Genomic DNA, 18,339 nt, shown 5'->3' with positions numbered 1-18,339 from the left:
CCGGCGTGACACCCCCGGCGGGCAGTGCAGGAGCGACCGCCCACGCCTGACCCACCGCTGCGAGGCCGCCGTGTACCTGTCGAAGACCGAGGCCGCCGTCCTGCCCACCACGCTGGTCGGCACCCCGAGGCGCCCACCGCAGGTGCCGTCGGGCCGGCGGCGGATCTGGCCACTGCTGGGCCCGGCGTTCGTGGCCGCGGTCGCCTACGTGGACCCGGGCAACTTCGCCACCAACTTCTCCGGCGGCGCGGCCTTCGGCTACACGCTGCTGTGGGTGATCGTCGCGGCCAACCTCATGGCGATGCTGATCCAGTCGCTGACCGCGAAGCTGGGCCTGGCCACCGGCCGCGACCTGGCCACCAACTGCCGCGAGCAGCTGCCGAAGCCGGTCACCCGGGGGCTGTGGCTGCAGGCCGAGGCGGTCGCGATCGCCACGGACCTGGCCGAGATCGTCGGCGGCGCGGTCGCGCTCAACCTGCTGTTCGGCGTCCCGCTGCCGATCGGCGGGCTGATCACCGCCGTCGTCGCCTTCGTGCTGCTGGCCGCGCAGTCCCGCGGGCACCGGCCCTTCGAGCGGGTGATCACCGGGCTGCTGCTGGTCATCGGCCTGGGCTTCGCCTACACGCTGGTCGGCTCCGGCGTCGACATGGGCGGGCTGGCCGGCGGCCTGGTGCCCTCCTTCGCCGGCCCCGACAGCCTGGTGCTGGCCGCCGGCATCCTCGGCGCCACGGTCATGCCGCACGTCATCTACGTGCACTCCGCACTCACCCCGGGCCGCTACGGCGACGCCGTCACCGCCGGCCGCACGCACGAGGGACGGCGCCGGCTGCTGCGGGCCCAGCGGCTCGACGTGCTGCTCGCCATGGGGCTGGCCGGGCTGGTGAACGCGGCGATGCTGGTCATCGCGGCCCAGCTGTTCACCGGCGGCGGCGACGCCGGCTCGCTGGAGGGCGTGCACGCCGGCCTGGGCGACCAGCTCGGCGCCGGGGCGGCGCTGGCCTTCGCGCTCGCGCTGCTGGCCTCGGGGTTCGCCTCGTCGTCGGTCGGCACGCACGCCGGCCAGGTGGTCATGGCCGGGTTCCTGCGCCGGCACATCCCGGTGCTGACCCGCCGGCTGATCACCCTGGCCCCGGCACTGCTGGTGCTCGTGCTGGGCGGCGACCCGACGACCGCGCTGGTCTGGTCGCAGGTGGTCCTCAGCTTCGGCATCCCGTTCGCACTCGTGCCGCTGCTGTGGCTGACCAGCCGCCGCGACCTCATGGGCGGCTGGGTCAACCGGCGGGTCACCACGGTCGCCGGCGCGGTGGTCGCCGCGTTGATCATCGGCCTCAACGCCCACCTGCTCATCGGCTTCGTCCTCTGAGAGGACCCTGCAGGGGGTCCCCCTTCACGCGGGTTCGGGGACGCCGCCCGGGTCACCGCCGGGGTCGCCGGGCGTCGGCTCGATCGGCGGGGGCGGGAGCGGCTCCGGTGCGTCGGGGAGCAGCTCGCCCGGATCGTCGGGCACCGGCTGGCTGGGATCGATGCTCGGGTCCGGCTCGGGGATCGGCGCGACCATGCGGTGAGTCAACCAGTGCTCCCCGCCGAACGCTGCAGACTCCGCAGCCCGGGACCCGTCCACGGGTGCACGACGAGCCGGCGCCCGGCACCGCCGCCACCTCGTCCCCTCCATCGGATCGTCACGTCCTGCGAGCACCGCGGGTTCCACGTGGAACCGCGGTCAGACGATGTGCCAGGCGGCGTCGAAGAAGCCGACCTCCAACTGCATCGCCCGCCGGTAGGCCGTCCGGACGGCGGGGGTGTCCTCGGCGTGCCGGTCGAGCAGCCGCTCCAGGGTGTCGGCCAGCTCCTCGAAGCCCGGATCGGCGTACGTGGTGACCCACTCGGCGTAGTCCCCCGCCGACTCGGCGGACAGCGACCGGCCCAGGTGCGCGTAGAGCCGCACGCAGGGGGTCATCGCCGCAGCGGTCAACGTGATCCCACCCAGGAACGCCGTCGACAGGAGGAAGTCGGTGTAGGCCAGGGTCGCCGGGAGCGGCTCGACCCCCACGAGGTCGATCCCCCACCGCGCCGCGTAGCCGGCGTGCAGCGCTAGTTCCTCCCGGACGCCGGCGAGCAGGTCGGCGAACGTGTCCAGGGTCGCCCGGTCGGGGCTGTGCGTGATCCCGACGGCATAGGCGCGGGCGAAGGACTCGAGGAAGAACGCGTCCTGGGCGACGTAGCCCGCGAAGACCGACCGCGGCAGCGTGCCGTCGCCGACGCCCGCGACGAACGGGTGCGCCAGCGCCTCGGCGGCCAGGTCGGCGTTCGCCGTCCAGAGCTCGGCGGCGAGGCTCATCGGGCCTCCACCGCCATCGCCCAGAAGGCCGTCTCGGCGGCGACCACCTCGGTGAACGTCCCGTCGGCGTCCGGCGCGGGGACGCCGTCCGCCGCCGTCTCCAGGCCGGCCACGTAGGCCGCGAAGCCCGGCAGCGTCCAGTGCTCCACGAAGGCCTGGTACTCCGGCGCCCCGGGCCGGGCTCCCGACCAGGCGTCGAGGTAGGTGCGCTCGATGGCCCACAGCGCGGTCAGCGCCGTCCCGACGTCGGCGGCTTCGAGCCGCTCGAGCAGCTGCGCGTAGGCGGCCGCGGCCGGCAGCGCAGGCGCGCCGAGGTCCAGCCCGCGGACGGCGGCCTGCTCCTCGAACCAGGTCAGCTCGTCGACCAGCGCGACCAGCCCGCCGGCGAGGACGGCCTGCGCAGGGCGGGGCGCGCGGGCCAGCAGCCGGGCCTGGAAGCGCAGCAGGTCGGCGACGAAGCGTGCGTCCTGCACCAGCCAGGTGTCGAACGCGGCGACCGGGATCGTCCCGTCGCGCACGGCGTCGAGGAAGGGGTGGCGGGTCGCTCCCCGCCAGGCGTCGGGATGGGAGGACAGGAGGTCGGCGACCGGCACGGCGGCGACCGTACGCGGCCGTGCCCGGAGGCCCGTAACCCGCGCCGCGGATGGGCCTATGGTGGACAGCGCCATGTGCGGGAGCTCGGGCGGACCGGGCTGAGAGGGCGACTCCGACGCGTCGCCGACCGCTGGAACCTGACCGGGTAATGCCGGCGTAGGGAGCGACCATGAGCACGTCGGACGACGTCCGCACCAGCGCGCCCACCGGGGACGCGCCCCTCACCCTCGACGAGGCCCCGGCCCCCACCCTCGGCCTGCGCGACACGTTCGGGTTGTGGGCAAACCTCGGCGTCAGCCTGCTGCTGCCGGTCGCCGCCGTCTTCGTCGTCCTCCCGGGCCGACCGCTGTCGACGACGATCGGCGCCATCGTCGTCGGCGCGGTGATCGGCAGCGTCCTGCTCGGGCTGGCCGCGGCGGCCGGCGCCCGCGAGCGGGTGCCGACGATGGTGCTGCTGCGCGGGCTGCTCGGCCGCCACGCCTCCGCGCTGCCCACCGCGCTCAACCTCGTGCAGTGCGTCGGCTGGGCGACCTTCGAGATCGTGATCATCGCCGAGGCCGCGTCCCGGGTCCTCGACGCGCCGCGCTGGCCGTTCGTGCTGGCCGCGGGCGTGCTGGCCACCGCGATGGCGCTGCGCCCGCTCGGCGTGGCCCGCGTGCTGGCGCGCTACGCCGTCTGGGCCGCGCTCGCCGCGGTCGTCTACCTGTTCGTCGAGGTGCTCGCCGAACCGCTGCCGCCGCTGACCGCCGGCGCGGCGACGTCGTTCTGGACGGCGGCCGACATCGTGATCGCCCTGCCGATCTCCTGGTTCCCGCTGGTCGCCGACTACACCCGGCACGTGCGCAGCGGCCGGGCGGCGTTCGCCGGGGCGTCGCTGGGCTACGGCCTGGCCACCGTCGCCATGTTCACCCTCGGCGTCGTCGCCCTGGCCGCCTACGGCAGCGCCGGGCTGGACGTCATCGACGCGCTGCTGGCCGTGCCGCTGGGTGCGGTGGCGGTGCTCGTGCTGGTCACCGTCGAGCTGGACGAGGCCTTCGCCAACGTCTACTCGACGGCGGTCTCGACGCAGAACCTCGTCGCCCGCGCCGACCGCCGGCTGCTCGCGCTGGGCGTCGGGACCGTCGCGACGCTGCTGGCGCTGACCTTCGACATCGCCGCCTACGAGCCGTTCCTCTTCCTCATCGGTGCGGTCTTCGTCCCGCTGGTCGGCGTCTTCGCGGTCGCCTACGCCGCGACGCCGCGGGGTGCCTGGGACACCTCCGACACCGCTCCCGCCCGGCCGCTGCTCCTGCTGCCGTGGCTCGCCGGCTTCCTCGCCTACCAGCTCACGCTGCCGACGTACTTCTCCGGCCCGGGCGCCGGCTGGACGGCGTGGTGGAGCGCCCGGCAGGCCGATGTCGGCATCGACCCGGCGAACGGCTGGTCGGCGTCGCTGGTGGGCCTGGGCGTCGCGGTGCTGTCCACCGCCCTGATCTGCCTGCCCGGGTGGCTGCGCCGGCGGAGGATCCCGGCATGACCGACGTCGCGGTCGCCGGCGGGGGGCTCATCGGGCTGGCCACGGCCTGGCGGGCCGCCCGGCGCGGCCTGTCGGTCACCGTCGTCGACGACTCCCCCGGCACCGGCGCGTCGGCCGCCGCGGCGGGGATGCTCGCCCCGGTCACCGAGGCCGGGTACCGCGAGGAATCGCTGCTGCGGCTGGGCCTGGCCTCGGTCGAGCGCTGGCCGGCCTTCGCCGCGGACGTCGAGCAGGCCACCGGCATGTCGATCGGGCTGCGCACCGCCGGCACGCTCGTCGTCGGCTTCGACGAGGACGACGTCCGGGAGCTCGCCGCGCTGCACGCCTTCCAGCAGGAGCTGGGCCTGGACGCCGAGCGGCTCACCCCGCGAGAGGCCCGCCGCCGCGAGCCCTCGCTCACCCCGCGGGTGCGCGGCGGGCTGCTCGTCGCCGGCGACCACTCCGTCGACGGTCGCGCCCTGCACGCCGCGCTGCTGGTCGCCGCGCTGGACGCCGGGGTGCGCCTGGTCCGCGACCGGGTCACCGAGCTGCGCGTCGTCGGCGGCCGGGCGGCGGGCCTGGAGACGGCGGAGGGCGGTCCGGTGTCGGCCGGCACCGTCGTCCTCGCGCTCGGCGCGCACAGCGGGCGCCTGCCCGGGCTCCCACCGCTGCCGGTGCGCCCGGTGAAGGGCCAGATCCTGCGGCTGGCCGGCGCGAGCGACCTGCTCGAGGGCACGGTGCGCGCACTGGTCCGCGGCCGGCCCGTCTACCTGGTGCCCTACGCGGGCGACCGGCTCATCGTCGGCGCGACCACCGAGGACCGCGGGTTCGACCCGACCGTCACCGCGGGCGGGGTGCACGACCTGCTGCACGACGCGATCGACGTCGTCCCCGGGATCAGCGAGCTGGAGCTGGTCGAGACGCTGGCCCGGTGGCGCCCCGGCACGCCGGACAACGCCCCGCTCCTGGGCCCCGGCCCGCTGCCGGGCCTGGTGCTGGCCACCGGGCACCACCGCAACGGCGTGCTGCTCACCCCGGTCACCGCCGAGGTGACCGCCGAGCTGCTGGCCACGGGCAGGCTGCCCGAGCTCGCCGCCCCCTTCACCGCCGACCGCTTCGGGAGGTAGCCGTCATGCAGGTCACCGTCAACGGCGAGGACACCGAGCTGGCCGCGGACGCCACCGTCGCCGACCTGGTCGCCGCGCGCAGCGGCGCGCACGACCGGGTCGCGGTGGCGCTCAACGGGGACGTCGTCCCCCGGAGCAGCTGGCCGGGGACGCGCATCTCCCCCGGCGACACCCTCGAGGTCCTCGCCCCGACCGCAGGAGGCTGACATGTTGAAGGACCCCCTCGCCCCCCACCGCTCGCACGCTCGCAGCGGGCCCCCGCAAGGGGGCCTGCCCGACGCCGCCGACCCGTTCGTGATCGCCGGCGAGACCTTCACCTCCCGGCTGCTGCTCGGCACCGGCGGCGTACCCGACCTGGAGACCCTCGAGGCGGCGGTGCGGGCCTCGGGCACCCAGCTGGTCACGGTGGCCCTGCGCCGGGTGGAGGCATCGTCCAGCGCGTCGATGCTCGAGGTGCTCGACCGCTGCGGCGTGCGGCTGCTGCCCAACACCGCCGGCTGCCGCACCGCCCGCGAGGCCGTGCTCACCGCCCGGCTGGCCCGGGAGGCGTTCGGCACGTCCTGGGTGAAGCTCGAGGTGATCGGCGACGAGCACACCCTGCTGCCCGACGCAGTCGAGCTGCTCGACGCCGCCGAGCAACTGGTCGCCGACGACTTCACCGTGCTGGCCTACACCACCGACGACCCCATCCTCGGTCGCCGGCTGGCCGACTCCGGCTGCGCGGCGGTCATGCCGCTGGGCTCGCCGATCGGCAGCGGGCTGGGCATCCGCAACCCGCACAACATCGCGCTGCTGCGCGAGGGCGTCGACGTCCCGGTGGTGCTGGATGCCGGCATCGGCACCGCGTCGGACGCCGCCCTGGCGATGGAGCTCGGCTGCGACGCGGTGCTGCTGGCCTCCGCGGTGACCCGCGCGCGCGACCCCGAGCGGATGGCGCTGGCCATGCGGAAGGCGGTCGAGGGCGGCCGGCAGGCGTTGCTCGCCGGCCGGATCCCCCGCCGCTGGCACGCCGAGGCGTCCACCTCCTTCGAGGGCCTGCCGGAGTTGTGAGCGAGCCGGCAGGGCCGGCCCGTCTCCACCGGCTGCTCGTTGTCACCGACCGGACGCAGGCCGCCGGACCTCTCGTGGACGTGGTGGCCGCAGCCGTCGACGCCGGGGCCCGGGTGGTCCTGCTCCGGGACCGGGACCTCCCGGACGAGGAGCGGGCCGCCCTCGCCGCCGACCTCCGGGCCCTGCTCGACCCGGTGGGCGGGCTGCTGGTCACGGCCGGGTCGGTCGCCGGACCCGCCCACCCCGCCATCGACCCCGCCATCCACCCCGCCATCCACCTGGCCGCGGCCGAGCCGTTCCCCGACCCGCGCCCGGCGCTGGTCGGCCGTTCCTGCCACTCCGCCGCCGAGCTGGCGCAGGCCCGCGCCGAGGGCTGCGACTGGGCCTTCCTCTCACCCGTGTTCCCGACCGCGTCGAAGCCCGGCTACGGCCCGGCCCTCGGCGTCGAGGGTCTCGCCCGCCTGCGGCCGCTCGGGCCGCCGGTGTACGCCCTGGGTGGGGTCGGCCCGGCCGACGTCCCCGCCCTGCTCGCCGCCGGCGCTGCCGGGGTGGCCGTCATGGGCCCGGTGATGCGCGACCCGTCCGCCGTCCGGGACTACCTGGCGGCCCTGACCTGAGCGTCGGCCGCCGACGGGCGGACGACGGCTGCGACGGCTGCGACGGCTGCGACGGCGATGCCCGGGTCGAACAGCGCTCCTCGGCGTCCCCGACCGGGTGGCGCAGCACCCTGCCCCGCGCGCGCCGGTCTGTGACTCCCGTCTCACGATGTTTCGGACCGCCTCCACGGACCCATACGCAAGTGTTCGGCTCGCCCGCGAGCCATCGGTCGGCCGCGCCCCGGCGGGCGAGGGCCAGGGGCGCCTCCGGGCGGTACGAGCACGTGAGGGGACCACGGCGTGACAGGCGAGACGGCCAAGCAGCTCTGGCCGTCCGCACGACCGCCAGCAGCGCCCGACCACTTCGCCTGGGACCTCGAGAGCGTCGCCGAGCTGCCCTCCGTCCGCGCCGAGGTGCGGGCCCACCTCGCCGGTCCGCAGCAGGGCGACCTGCGTGACCGGCTGGTCCTGGCCCTCGACGAGATGGCCTCCAACGCGCTGCGGCACGGCGGCGGCCGGGTCCGCGCCACCGTGCGCCCGCTCGCCGACGCCTGGCTGATCGAGGTCCGTGACGGCGCACCGGGCACCCCGCCCGCCCCCGCGGTCGGCCGCGACCCCAGCGAGGGCGGCCTCGGGCTCTACCTCATCGCCGAGCTCGCCACCGACCACGGCTGGTACGTCACCGCCGACGGGAAGCACGTCTGGGCCGTTCTCGCGCCCTGAAGAAGGACCCCGTCCTGCTCAGGCCTCGGAGACCCCGTCCTCCCCACCCCTCGTGAGAGGACCCCCTGCCTCCACCGCTCGCAGGTTGCGCCAGGCCCCGTCCAGGGACTCGCCGCGAGCTTGCGAGCGGTGAGTCCCTGGACGGGATCCTCCTACCTGCAGAGGGGCCGTGCCGGAGATGCCGACAGCCGCGGAGCCCTCCGGATCGCGCCGAGGTGGGCCGACCGGTAGGACAGGAGCGGGACGCCGGCCCTGGGCGTCCGTCCCGTTCCCGGACGACGCAGGCGAGGACCGCACGTGAGCGCCCCGACCCTCGACACCGACCCCTGGCTGGTCCGCGAGCCGCACGTGGACCCCGAGACGCTCGCCGCCGCCGAGTCGGTCTTCAGCCTCTCCAACGGCTATGTCGGCATCCGGGGGACGCTCGACGAGGTCGAGCCCTTCGGCATGCGGGGCACCTACCTGTCCGGCGTCTACGAGACCCACCCGCTGTCCTACCCCGAGGGTGGCTTCGGGCAGCCCGGGGAGGGGCAGGCGCTGCTCACCGTCGCCGACGGCACGCCCCTGCGCCTCCTGGTCGACGGGATCGTGCTCGACGTGCGCGAGGTCCGGCCGCAGGTCCACGAACGCACGCTCGACCTGCGCGCCGGCACGCTCGACCGCCGCGTGCGCTGGACGGCGCAGTCGGGCGCCACGGTGGAGGTGACCTCGCGACGGCTCGTCTCCCTGGCGGAGCGGTCCGTCTGCGCGGTGCGGTACGAGGTCCGTGTCCTGGACGCGCCCGCGCCCGCGCCCGCGTCCGCGCACGTGCTCGTCCGGTCCGAGCTGGCCGCCGGCGAGGTGACGCCCGCGGGCGTGGAGAACGACGACCCGCGCGTCGCGGCGGCCCTGGACGAGGCCTTCGAGCCGCGCGCTCAGATCGGCACCGCGAACGGTGGCGCGCTCGTGGAACGAACGCGCCGGTCGGGCATCACGATCGCGTCCGCGGTCGCCCACGAGGTCGACGGCGGGCGGGTGCGCACCCACGTCGACGAGCAGCACATCGTCACCACGGTCGCCGCCGACCTGCGCCCCGGGGACAGCATCACGATCGTCAAGGTCGTCGGGTACAGCTGGTCGCACGACGCGGGGTCCGACTCCGTCGTCGGCGAGGCGTCGGCAGCCGTGAGCTCCGCGCTCGACCTCGGGTGGGAGGGCCTGCTCTCCGGGCAGCGTGCCGTTCTCGACGAGCTGTGGGCGACGGCGGACGTCGAGGTCGACGGTGACCCCGAGCTCCAGCAGGCGCTGCGCTACACCGTCTTCCAGCTCTTCTGCGCCGCCGCCTGCATCTCGGATGCCCCCGTCGGCGCCAAGGGCCTGACCGGCATCGGGTACAGCGGGCACACGTTCTGGGACGTCGAGGGGTTCGTCCTGCCCGCTCTGACGCTGCTGCGCCCCGACGCCGCGGCACGGTTGCTGCGGTGGCGTGCCGCCACGCTCGACCTCGCCCGGGAGCGTGCCGAGACGCTGGGGCTGGCGGGCGCGGCCTTCGCGTGGCGCACGATCAGCGGGCGCGAGGTCTCCGCGTACTGGCCGGCGAGCACCGCGGCGATGCACGTCAACGCCGACATCTCCCGCGCCTTCTGGCTCTACCAGAACGCCACGGGCCACGACCTCGACTCCCTGGGGGGGCTGGCGGTGCTCGTCGAGACGGCGCGGCTGTGGATGTCGATCGGCCACGAGGACGCGGCCGGCGGCTGGCACCTGTTCGGCATGACGGGGCCGGACGAGTACACCGGGGTCGTCGACGACAACGTCTTCACCAACCTCATGGCCCGGGCCAACCTCCGGCGCGCCGCCGAGGCCTGTCAGAGGCTGGAGGCGCGCGCGTCGGAGCTCGGCGTGGACCACGCCGAGACCTCCGCCTGGCGGGCCGCGGCGGACGCCGTCCACGTCCCGTGGGACGAGGGCCTGGGTGTGCACCCGATGAACGCGAACTTCACGACCTACAAGGAGTGGCCGTTCGAGGACCTGCGGGACGCCTACCCGGTCCAGGAGCACCAGCACTACGCCACGTTCTACCGGCGGCAGGTGCTCAAGCAGGCCGACCTCGTCCAGGCGCTGTGGTGGTGCCGGGACGACTTCACGGCCGAGGAGGTGGCGCGCGACCTCGACTACTACGAGGCGCGCACCGTCCGGGACTCCTCGCTCTCGGCCGCCGTCCAGGCGGTGGTGTGCGCCCAGGCGCAGCACCCCGACCTCGCCCTGCGCTACCTGCGGGAGGCCGCCCTGGTGGATCTGCGCGACGTCCACGGCGGGACCGCCAAGGGGCTGCACCTGGCCTCGGTCGGAGGGGCGTGGTTGGCCTTCGTCGCCGGTCTCGGGGGGTTGCGGGAGGACCACGAGGACCTCGAGCTCGCGCCCCTGCTGCCGTCCTCGCTCGCGCGCACCGCCTACCACGTCACCTGGCGCAGCCGGCTGCTCCGCGTCGAGACGACGCGGGAGGGCACCACGGTCACGCTGGTGCGCGGCGGGGAGCCGGTGACCGTCGTCGTGGACGGCGCCCGTCTGTCGGTCACGGCCGCCGCCCCGGTCTCCGTGGCGCTCCGTGCGCCCACCCCGTTGCTCGACGAGCCGAGGCAGCCGGCCGGTCGCGAACCGCGCACCTGAGGGGCGGCCCCGGTACCCCACCACGGTCAGGGGCCGTCCCCCGGTGCGCCGAGCCCGGGATCGCGTCGCTCAGTCGCGGGCGGGGACGCAGTCCAGCCCCTGCTGCAGCGCCCGCAGGTTGGCCCGCATGGTGCTCAGGTAGTCCTCGCCCGACGCCGGGGCGCGCTCGACCGGGTCGAGGACCCCGGTGCGCAGGCCGAGGTCGCCCGAGAGGGCGCGGGTCAGGCCGGGGCCGGTCGACACCTCGAAGAACACCGTCCGCACGTCGCGGCCCTCCACCACCTCGACGACGTCCCGCAGGCGGGCCGGTGAGGGCTCGACCGCGGGGTCGAGCCCGGTGATCCCGACCTGCACCAGGCCGTAGCGTTCCGCGAGGTAGCCGAACGCCTCGTGCGAGGTCACCAGGGTGCGCCCCTGGCAGCCGGCCAGCCCCTCCCGGTACGCCGCGTCCAGCTCGTCGAGCTCGGCCACCAGGGCCTCTGCCGCCGCGGCGTAGTCCCGGGCGTGCACGGGGTCGACCGCGGCGAACTCGTCGGAGACGGCGTGGACGACCGCCGCGAGGCGGGTGGGGTCGAGCCAGAAGTGCGGGTCCAGCGCCTCCGTCCGCGCGGCCCCGGGCGGACGGTCGGGGGCCACGCCGAGGTCGGCGACCTCGGCGGCGTCGACGACGCGTCCGGGGCCGTGCTGCTCGAGCGCGGCGTCGGTGGACGGCTGCAGGCCGGAGAGGTGCACGACGAGGTCGACCTCTCCGAGCCGGCCGACCTGCCGGGGGGTGAGCTCGACCTGGTGGCTGTCGCCACCGGGCGGCACCAGCCCCTCGACCGTGGCGTGCCCCTGCCCGACCCGCTCGGCGACGTACTCCAGCGGATAGCTGGAGGCGATGACCTCCACCCCCGCCGTGACCTCCACCCCCGCCGGGTCAGCTGCGGGGTTCCCGGAGCAGGCTGCGGTCGCGAGCAGGACGCAGGCGGCGGTCCAGCAGCGCAGGACCGGAGCGGGACGGGCGGTCACGGGGCCATCTCCGGAGGGGCCGGCGCGGGAGTCAGTGGTCCCCGCCGGTCACGCCGGCGAGCTCGTCGGGGACGACGCCGACGTCGACGGACTGCCACACCTCGCCGGTCGCGACGTCGACGGCGTGGACCTGTCGGGTCGCCGGCTCGGTGACGTACGCGGTGCCGTCGAGGACGTGCAGCGCCGGGCGCGGCTGCTGCCACTCCAGCGGCTCCTCCCACGGCGCGACGACCGGGACCGAGCGCTCCAGGGTGCCGGTCTCGGGGTCGATGACGTGGAGCGCGCCGTCCGTGCCGAGCACCAGCGCCTCGCCGTCCTCACCGCGGCCGAGGGAGCGGAACGAGTAGGACGCCGGCAGGTCGACCAGCCGCAGCTGCGCCGTCCGGGTGTCCACCAGCGCGATCCGGGTCGGGCGCTCCAGCTCGGCGTCGGGGTCGGTCTTGTAGTCGCCGAGCACCACCGGGGAGGCCTCGCTGCCGGCCTGGTTGCCGATGCGGCCGTACGCGTCGGGGCTCTGCACCTCCCGGATCTGCCCGTCGGCGTGGACGAGCGCCCCGTCCTCGCAGCCGATGACGACGGCGTCGTCCGCGGCGACCGCCTCGCCGTGCACGCCCGGGCAGCCGTCGGACGACGCGATCTCCTCCCCCGCGGCGTCGAGCACGCGGATGCCGGTGCGCTCGTCCTCGGTGCCCTCGGACACGACCAGGGTGCCGTCGGCCAGCGCCACCGCCACGCCGTGGTGCGGGGAGGGCGTGGTCAGCCGCCGTGCCCCGTCCGGACCGTCGGCGACCGCGTCGCTGTCGAGGACGACGACCTCGCCGGTGCCGTCGTCGAACAGGGCGGTGCGTCCGTCGTGGGCGACGACGTGCCCGGGCTCCTCGGCGGGGTGGAGCACGTCGGTCAGCTGTGGGGCGGACGTGTAGTGGTGGCCGTGGTCGCCGTGCGGCTCCGTCCACGTGCCGGCGTCCAGGACGCGGAAACCACCCTGCGTGCTCACCAGCAGGTGGCGGCCGTCGCCGGCGCCGTTGAGCCGGTTGAAGCCGTCGAGCGGCAGGTCGGCGACGGTCTCGAGCGAGGTCGCGTCGAGGACCCGCACTCCCCCGTCGTGGGTGAGCGCCAGCCGCGGGGTGCTCGCGGCGACCTCCTGCACGTCGGAGGCCGGCGTCGGCTCGGCAGCCGGGGTCGCGAGAGGAGCGGCGGAGGTGCCGCTGGTCCCGGGCGCGCAGGCGGTGAGCAGCAGCGGCAGGGCCAGGCCGGCAGCGACGAGGGGACGGGGGGACGTGGGGGTGCGCGGCATCGTCGGTACGGGCGGGTCCGGCCCGCCCACTCCTTCCGAGGGGGAGGTGGGAACGCCGGCACGCTAGCAAGAACGAGAATCATTCGCATTAGCACGGCAGCGGAGAACCGCCGGCCTCGGTGAGGTGGTGTGCACCCGCGGCGCGCGGAGCCGGGGTGCGCGGCTCGCGCACGCCACCGACGGCGGAGCGCCAGCCGGACCCGGCGCGACTAGCCCTGGGGGTGCAGCCGGATGGCGACGAGGGCGATGTCGTCCTGCAGCCGCTCGGGGCGCAGCCGCTCGATGACCGCGTCGCACAGCCGCTCCAGCGGCTGGTCGCCGAGGTCGGCCAGCGCGGCACGCAGGCGGCCGATGCCCTCGTCCAGCGGCAGGTCGCGGCCCTCCACCAACCCGTCGGTGTAGAGCAGCAGGGTCGCCCCCCGGCGCACGGTGAGCACGCTCTCGCTGCGCCGGGTGACCGGGTCGACGCCCAGCATCAGGTCCGGCCGCTCGGCCTCGAGCGCCTCCACCCGGCCGTCGGTGTGCAGGAGCAGTGGCGGCGGGTGCCCGGCGTTCGACCAGCGCAGCGTGGTCAGCCCGGCGTCCCGCTGCTCGGGGGTCTGCTCGACCCGCGCCACCGCCGCGGTCGCCATCGTGCGCATGCCCAGCCCCTGGACGGCGGCGTCGAGGTCGCTGAGCACCTGCGCCGGGCCGACGCCGTCGCGGTAGGCGATGCCGCGCAGCAGCCCGCGCAGCTGGCCCATGGCGGCAGCGGCCTCCGTGTCGTGGCCGACGACGTCACCGATCACCAGCATGGTCGTCCCGCCCGGCTGGACGAAGGCGTCGTACCAGTCGCCGCCGACCTGGGCGACCTCCACCGCCGGCCGGTAGCGGACGACGATCTCGGCGGAGTCCGGCGTCGGCGGGGCGCTGAGCAGGCTGCGCTGCAGGCCCTCGGCCAGCCCCCGCTGCTGCTCGTAGAGGCGGGCGTTGTCCACGGCCAGCGCCACCCGCGCGGCGACCTCCTGGGCGGTCGCCACGTCGTCCTCGTCGGGAGCCGGCCGGCCGGCCGAGCGGTAGACGCTGAGCGCGCCCAGCGTGCGGCCCCGGGCGACGAGCGGGAGCGTCACCCCCGTCCGCGGGTCGAGGGCCCAGAACACGTCGCTGACCTCACCCGGGGGCAGGCCGCGCCCGACGACCGCGCCGACGTCGGTGACGGTCAGCGTCCGGCCCGAGGCCAGCGCGCGCAGGACCGGGGCGCCGGGTGGCAGGGCGGCCAGGCGCAGCTCGGCGTAGCGCGCGACGGTGGCCCGCTGGGCCGGGTCGGTGTGCCAGCTGCCGACGTCGCGCATCCGGCCGTCGGGGCCGGCGAGGCTGACGATGACCCAGTCCCCCAGCACGGGGACGACGGCCTCGGCCAGCCGCTGCAGCGCGGCGTCCTCCCCCGCACCGGAGCCCAGCGTCTCGCCGGTGACCGCACCGACCTCGGCGATGAGGGCCAGGCGGGCGGCGCTGGCGCGGGCCCGCTCCTCGGCGGCCCGGCGTTCGGTGACGTCGAGGAAGTAGACCGACAGCCCGTCGGGCCCCGGCCACGCCCGGACCTCGTACCAGGCGTCCAGCGGCGCCGGGTAGTACGCCTCGAAGACCCGCTCGCGCCCGGTGGCCGCCGCCCCGCGGTAGTGCACCTCGAAGTCGCTGCCCACGGCGGCGGGGAACAGCTCCCAGATGTCGCCGCCCAGCAGGTCACCGCGCGAGCGCTGCAGCACCCGCTCCGCCTCGCCGTTGACGTAGGTGAACCGCCAGTCCCGGTCCAGGGCGAAGAACGCGGCGCTCATCGACTCGAGCACCCGCGCCACCCGGGCGTCGGCCCGGCGGTGCTCCGTCGTGTCGTACCCCGCCCCCAGCAGGCGCACGGACTTCCCGGACACGTCGGCCAGCGCCCGGCCCCGGCCCTGCACCCAGCGAGTCTCGCCGGTGGGCAGCACGATCCGGAACTCGGCGTCGTACTCCCCCTGGGTGTCGATGGCCTGCCGCAGCGCCCCCAGGGTGCGGGGCGCGTCGTCGGGGTGGAGACGCTCGGCGAACGCGTCGATCGTGCCGGGCCAGCTCGCCCGGTCGTAGCCGAAGATCTCCAGCAGCCGGTCGTCCCACTCCAGCCGGCCCGACACCAGGTCCCAGTCGAAGCTGCCGATCCCCGCGGCGTCGATGGCGAGGCCGAAGCGCAGGCGGGTGGCCGTCGCGTCCATGTCGGGAGCTCCGGCGTCCGCCGGCACGCGCTCCAGGTTCACGGTCGGCTCACTCGCATCCTCGGCAGGTCGGGCGCGGACGTCGGTACTCCGTCCACGTTGCCCGGTCGGGTGCACCGGGACGCGCGCACCCCTTTCTCTCACGCCGGGGGCCTCCGCGGCCACCCGTTGTGCCGGAAGTGACAAGGGGAGCTGCGCGGGACTCGCCTCGGGCGGGAGGCGGGGCTCCGCGTGTCGGCCGGCGGTGCCGGGGGGCCACCGCCGCTCGTGCGTCGCCCGCACCTGGAGGACGACGCGATGACGCTGCGGGCACGGGTTGTGGCGGGCACGGGTCGTGGAGCAGCAACCGGGAACGCCGACGGCGGGCGCCTCGGCCGGAGGGGCGCCCGCCGTCGGCGGGGGTGGACGGGTGTCGCCGTCCGCGGCACGGTCTCGCTCCCGTGCGGGGTCGTCCTGCGGCGCACCGGCTCCTGGCTGCGGGTCGTCTCCTGCGGTCGACTCCCGGCCCGGCAGCGGCCGGACACCCGCCCGCAGCGGCGCCGGGCCAGGTCGGTGCCGGTCAGAGACCCGGGGGACGGGTACCGGCGCGGACCTGTCGTCCCGTCGGACGGACCGCGTCGCCGGACAGCCGTGCCGCGCTGCGGTCGCCGCCTCCCTGGAGGGTCCGCGCGCTGCGCTCGGGGGGCAGTCGGCGGGGGGTCGAGGCGGGTACCGGTGGAGCAGCGACGTCTGGGGCGACGGGGACAGCACCGTCGGAGGGGACAGCCAGGAGCGGTTGCGGGGTGGGTCGGGAGGAGCGGAGACCACCGGGCTGCGGCCGTCGGAGGGGGCGGCGGCCGGTGCCGGGAGGCGGAGCGGGGGACGGCGTCCGCGGCGGGTGCCGTGGTGGGTCAGCCGGGTGGCTGACCGCGGGCCGGAGGAGGTCGCGGATCGCCCCGGGACCGGGCCGGGGCGGAGGTCCGGGCGGCTCCCGGCGGGCGGCCTCCCTGCGCGGTCCTCGGTGCGGGGGCGGGCCGCGGTGCCGGCACGTGCCGGGCGAGCGGGGCGACCACCGGGACGCGGGGGCGGGCAGCCGGCCGGGGGACCCGGGCCGGACGGAGCGCCGCGGCGGGGGAAGGCGCCGCGGGCTGGACCGTGGGGGTGTTCGGCAGCTCGGTGAGCACCACCGGGCCGTCGGGGCGGGGGGCCGGTGCCGCCGGGCGCCTCCAGGCGAGGTGGGCGCCGTCGGGTCCGGCGCCCCAGAGTGCGAGCCGGCGGACCAGGCCGCGCACCCGGGCCCGCAGGCCCGGGCGGGCCGCCGGGGCGGGGGCCGGCGGGGTCCAGATCGGCGCGGCGGCCGGCGCCGGGGCCGAGGCCACCGGTCGGGGGCGCGCGGCGGGGACGGGGACGGGGCGGACGGCGGCCGGGCGGCGGACCGCACCGGTGCGGTGCAGCGCCGCGCGGCCGGGCCGGGACCCGCTGCGGGCGGGCAGCGGCTCGGCCCGGTCCAGGACGTCGAGCAGGCCGCTGAGGGTCAGGTCGTCGGTCACGCGCGAGGAACGCGGAGCCACTGCCCGGTCGTTCGCCATGACGTCCTCCTGAGGTCGGTGCCGCAGTCGCTGCGGACAGGGAGAACGGTAGGGACGACGACGCCTCGCGACGGCCTCCTGCGACACCTCCCCGGGGGCGCGTGACCGAACCGTTGCGGCGGCCCTCCGCGGCGGCCGGTGACCCCTCCGCCGGGGCGCCCGCAAGTCGACACGACCACCCCTCGCGAGCGTGGAACGCGCTGGCCAGGGCGTCGGTCGCCCCGGGACGCGGAACGACGCGCCCGGCGTGTCGGGGGTTCGCGCCACCCGGTCCGCGGAGTTGCCGGGCCGCACCGCGCTGCCGAGACTCGACCGGTGACAGACCAGGCCGCAGCGCCCGCCGACCAGACCGACACCCGGCTGCGCCGCGCCGTCACCGGGCCGCTGCTGTTCCTCTTCATCCTCGGTGACGTCCTCGGCGCCGGCGTCTACGCGCTGGCCGGCCAGGTGGCCGCGGAGGTCGGCGGGGCGATCTGGGTGCCGCTGCTCGTCGCGCTGCTGCTGGCGCTGCTCACCGCGGCCTCCTACGCGGAGCTGGCCACCAAGTACCCGCGCGCCGGCGGGTCGGCGGTGTACGCCGAGCGCGCGTTCCGGCGGCCGCTCGTGGCCTTCCTCGTGGGCTTCTGCATGCTCGCCGCCGGGGTGACCAGCGCGGCGGGCCTGGCGCTGGCCTTCGCCGGCGACTACCTGGGCGTCTTCCTCGACGTGCCCACCACGCCGGCCGCGCTGGTGTTCCTGCTGCTGGTGGCGCTCCTCAACGCCCGCGGCATCCGCGAGTCGCTGGGTGCCAACCTGGTCATGACGCTCGTCGAGGTGTCGGGGCTGGTGCTCGTCGTCGTGCTCGGTGCGCTGGTCCTCGGCCGCGAGGACGGCGACCTGGGCCGCACCGTGGAGTTCCCGCCCGGCGTCGCCCCCGCCTCCGCGGTGCTGGCCGCCGCACTGCTGGCCTACTACTCCTTCGTCGGCTTCGAGACCTCGGCCAACCTCGCCGAGGAGGTGCGCGACGTGCGCCGGGTCTACCCGCGGGCGCTGTTCGGCGCGCTGCTCACCGCCGGCGTGGTCTACGTGCTGGTCGGCCTGGCGGCGTCGGTGGTGCTGCCCCCGGGGGAGCTCGCCGCCTCCAGCGGCCCGCTGCTCGAGGTGGTGCGGGCCGCGGACGCCGGGGTCCCCGACTGGCTGTTCAGCGCGGTGGCGCTCGTCGCGGTGGCCAACGGCGCCCTGCTCACGATGATCATGGCCAGCCGGATGGCGTACGGGATGGCCGAGCAGCGGCTGCTGCCCGCCGTCCTCGGCCGGGTGCTGCCCTCCCGCCGGACGCCGGGGGTGGCGATCGCCGTCACCACGCTGGTCGCGATGGCGCTCACCCTCGTCGGCGACCTGTCCACGCTGGCCAACACCGTGGTGCTCCTGCTGCTGTTCGTCTTCCTCAGCACGAACACCGCCGTCCTCGTGCTGCGCCGCGACCACGTCGGGACCGGGCACTTCCGCGCCCCGACGGTGCTGCCGGTCCTGGGCATCGCCTCCTGCCTGCTGCTGCTCTCGCAGCAGGAGGCGCGGGTCTGGGGGCTCGCCGCGCTGCTGCTCGCCGGCGGGGTCGTGCTGTACCTGCTCACGAGGCTGGCCGGACGTCGTCCGAGGGCCCCCGAGGACGCCCGGCGCGGCTGAC

The 18,339-nt window shown here is 76.3% G+C and carries 16 protein-coding genes and 1 riboswitch; of the genes, 9 read left to right on the top strand and 7 right to left on the bottom strand.

What is annotated here, in order from left to right:
- The first annotated feature begins 70 nt into the window (after nt 1–70).
- Entirely contained in the window at nt 71–1,363 is a 1,293-nt protein-coding gene (locus ACWIX3_RS04590; RefSeq protein ID WP_448610895.1) for an Nramp family divalent metal transporter, read from the top strand.
- Between the two features lie 24 nt (nt 1,364–1,387).
- Here the strand turns inward: ACWIX3_RS04590 and ACWIX3_RS04585 are convergent, their stop codons facing one another.
- From ACWIX3_RS04585 to ACWIX3_RS04575, 3 genes are all read right to left on the bottom strand, one after another.
- On the bottom strand, nt 1,388–1,558 hold the full coding sequence (locus ACWIX3_RS04585; RefSeq protein ID WP_448610894.1) for a hypothetical protein: 171 nt from the start codon (nt 1,556–1,558) through the stop codon (nt 1,388–1,390).
- A 162-nt stretch (nt 1,559–1,720) separates the two neighbouring features.
- Complete coding sequence (locus tag ACWIX3_RS04580) at nt 1,721–2,338, bottom strand: TenA family protein (protein ID WP_448610893.1); 618 nt, start codon at nt 2,336–2,338, stop codon at nt 1,721–1,723.
- Nucleotides 2,335–2,931, bottom strand: a complete 597-nt coding sequence (locus ACWIX3_RS04575) for a thiaminase II/PqqC family protein (RefSeq protein ID WP_448610892.1) — start codon at nt 2,929–2,931, stop codon at nt 2,335–2,337. Before ACWIX3_RS04575 ends, ACWIX3_RS04580 begins: the two co-directional genes overlap by 4 nt.
- 67 nt (nt 2,932–2,998) lie before the next feature.
- A riboswitch (TPP riboswitch) is annotated at nt 2,999–3,112 on the top strand.
- Between ACWIX3_RS04575 and ACWIX3_RS04570 the strand changes: the two genes are divergently transcribed.
- The 7 genes from ACWIX3_RS04570 to ACWIX3_RS04540 all read left to right on the top strand — a co-directional run bounded on the left by ACWIX3_RS04570 (nt 3,102) and on the right by ACWIX3_RS04540 (nt 10,572).
- The gene (locus ACWIX3_RS04570) at nt 3,102–4,448 is read left to right on the top strand and encodes a purine-cytosine permease family protein (RefSeq protein ID WP_448610891.1); all 1,347 of its coding nucleotides are present in this window, start codon (nt 3,102–3,104) and stop codon (nt 4,446–4,448) included. It overlaps the preceding riboswitch by 11 nt.
- Nucleotides 4,445–5,554 (top strand): glycine oxidase ThiO, encoded by a 1,110-nt coding sequence (thiO, locus tag ACWIX3_RS04565; protein WP_448610890.1) that lies wholly within the window; start codon nt 4,445–4,447, stop codon nt 5,552–5,554. Before ACWIX3_RS04570 ends, thiO begins: the two co-directional genes overlap by 4 nt.
- Nucleotides 5,555–5,559: 5 nt before the next feature.
- Complete coding sequence (thiS, locus tag ACWIX3_RS04560; RefSeq protein WP_448610889.1) at nt 5,560–5,760, top strand: sulfur carrier protein ThiS; 201 nt, start codon at nt 5,560–5,562, stop codon at nt 5,758–5,760.
- A gap of 1 nt (nt 5,761) precedes the next feature.
- On the top strand, nt 5,762–6,604 hold the full coding sequence (locus ACWIX3_RS04555) for a thiazole synthase (protein WP_448610888.1): 843 nt from the start codon (nt 5,762–5,764) through the stop codon (nt 6,602–6,604).
- Nucleotides 6,601–7,221, top strand: a complete 621-nt coding sequence (locus tag ACWIX3_RS04550) for a thiamine phosphate synthase (RefSeq protein WP_448610887.1) — start codon at nt 6,601–6,603, stop codon at nt 7,219–7,221. Before ACWIX3_RS04555 ends, ACWIX3_RS04550 begins: the two co-directional genes overlap by 4 nt.
- A gap of 279 nt (nt 7,222–7,500) precedes the next feature.
- Complete coding sequence (locus ACWIX3_RS04545; protein WP_448610886.1) at nt 7,501–7,923, top strand: ATP-binding protein; 423 nt, start codon at nt 7,501–7,503, stop codon at nt 7,921–7,923.
- A gap of 297 nt (nt 7,924–8,220) precedes the next feature.
- Nucleotides 8,221–10,572 (top strand): glycoside hydrolase family 65 protein, encoded by a 2,352-nt coding sequence (locus tag ACWIX3_RS04540; protein WP_448610885.1) that lies wholly within the window; start codon nt 8,221–8,223, stop codon nt 10,570–10,572.
- Nucleotides 10,573–10,641: 69 nt separating this feature from the next.
- Here ACWIX3_RS04540 and ACWIX3_RS04535 read toward each other — a convergent pair whose 3' ends face one another.
- The 4 genes from ACWIX3_RS04535 to ACWIX3_RS04520 all read right to left on the bottom strand — a co-directional run bounded on the left by ACWIX3_RS04535 (nt 10,642) and on the right by ACWIX3_RS04520 (nt 16,673).
- The gene (locus ACWIX3_RS04535; RefSeq protein ID WP_448610884.1) at nt 10,642–11,583 is read right to left on the bottom strand and encodes a metal ABC transporter substrate-binding protein; all 942 of its coding nucleotides are present in this window, start codon (nt 11,581–11,583) and stop codon (nt 10,642–10,644) included.
- Nucleotides 11,584–11,614: 31 nt separating this feature from the next.
- Nucleotides 11,615–12,880: a zinc metallochaperone AztD gene (gene aztD, locus ACWIX3_RS04530; protein ID WP_448610883.1), complete on the bottom strand. Its 1,266-nt coding sequence runs from the start codon at nt 12,878–12,880 to the stop codon at nt 11,615–11,617.
- A 209-nt stretch (nt 12,881–13,089) separates the two neighbouring features.
- The gene (locus ACWIX3_RS04525) at nt 13,090–15,147 is read right to left on the bottom strand and encodes a SpoIIE family protein phosphatase (RefSeq protein WP_448610882.1); all 2,058 of its coding nucleotides are present in this window, start codon (nt 15,145–15,147) and stop codon (nt 13,090–13,092) included.
- A gap of 848 nt (nt 15,148–15,995) precedes the next feature.
- The gene (locus ACWIX3_RS04520; protein ID WP_448610881.1) at nt 15,996–16,673 is read right to left on the bottom strand and encodes a hypothetical protein; all 678 of its coding nucleotides are present in this window, start codon (nt 16,671–16,673) and stop codon (nt 15,996–15,998) included.
- A 315-nt stretch (nt 16,674–16,988) separates the two neighbouring features.
- Between ACWIX3_RS04520 and ACWIX3_RS04515 the strand changes: the two genes are divergently transcribed.
- Nucleotides 16,989–18,338 (top strand): APC family permease, encoded by a 1,350-nt coding sequence (locus ACWIX3_RS04515; protein ID WP_448610880.1) that lies wholly within the window; start codon nt 16,989–16,991, stop codon nt 18,336–18,338.
- The last annotated feature ends 1 nt before the right edge of the window (nt 18,339 follow it).

The sequence above is a fragment of the Geodermatophilus sp. URMC 60 genome (assembly GCF_053502585.1).
The sequence above is the reverse complement of the archived record's forward strand: the minus strand, read 5'-3'. Positions and strand labels throughout refer to the sequence as shown.

Coding starts and splice junctions, on each gene's coding strand:
- thiO (WP_448610890.1), top strand. CDS start 4,445: ATGACCGACGTCGCGGTCGCCGGCGGGGGGCTCATCGGGCTGGCCACG.
- aztD (WP_448610883.1), bottom strand. CDS start 12,880: ATGCCGCGCACCCCCACGTCCCCCCGTCCCCTCGTCGCTGCCGGCCTG.
- ACWIX3_RS04580 (WP_448610893.1), bottom strand. CDS start 2,338: ATGAGCCTCGCCGCCGAGCTCTGGACGGCGAACGCCGACCTGGCCGCC.
- ACWIX3_RS04555 (WP_448610888.1), top strand. CDS start 5,762: ATGTTGAAGGACCCCCTCGCCCCCCACCGCTCGCACGCTCGCAGCGGG.
- ACWIX3_RS04520 (WP_448610881.1), bottom strand. CDS start 16,673: ATGGCGAACGACCGGGCAGTGGCTCCGCGTTCCTCGCGCGTGACCGAC.
- ACWIX3_RS04570 (WP_448610891.1), top strand. CDS start 3,102: ATGAGCACGTCGGACGACGTCCGCACCAGCGCGCCCACCGGGGACGCG.
- thiS (WP_448610889.1), top strand. CDS start 5,560: ATGCAGGTCACCGTCAACGGCGAGGACACCGAGCTGGCCGCGGACGCC.
- ACWIX3_RS04585 (WP_448610894.1), bottom strand. CDS start 1,558: ATGGTCGCGCCGATCCCCGAGCCGGACCCGAGCATCGATCCCAGCCAG.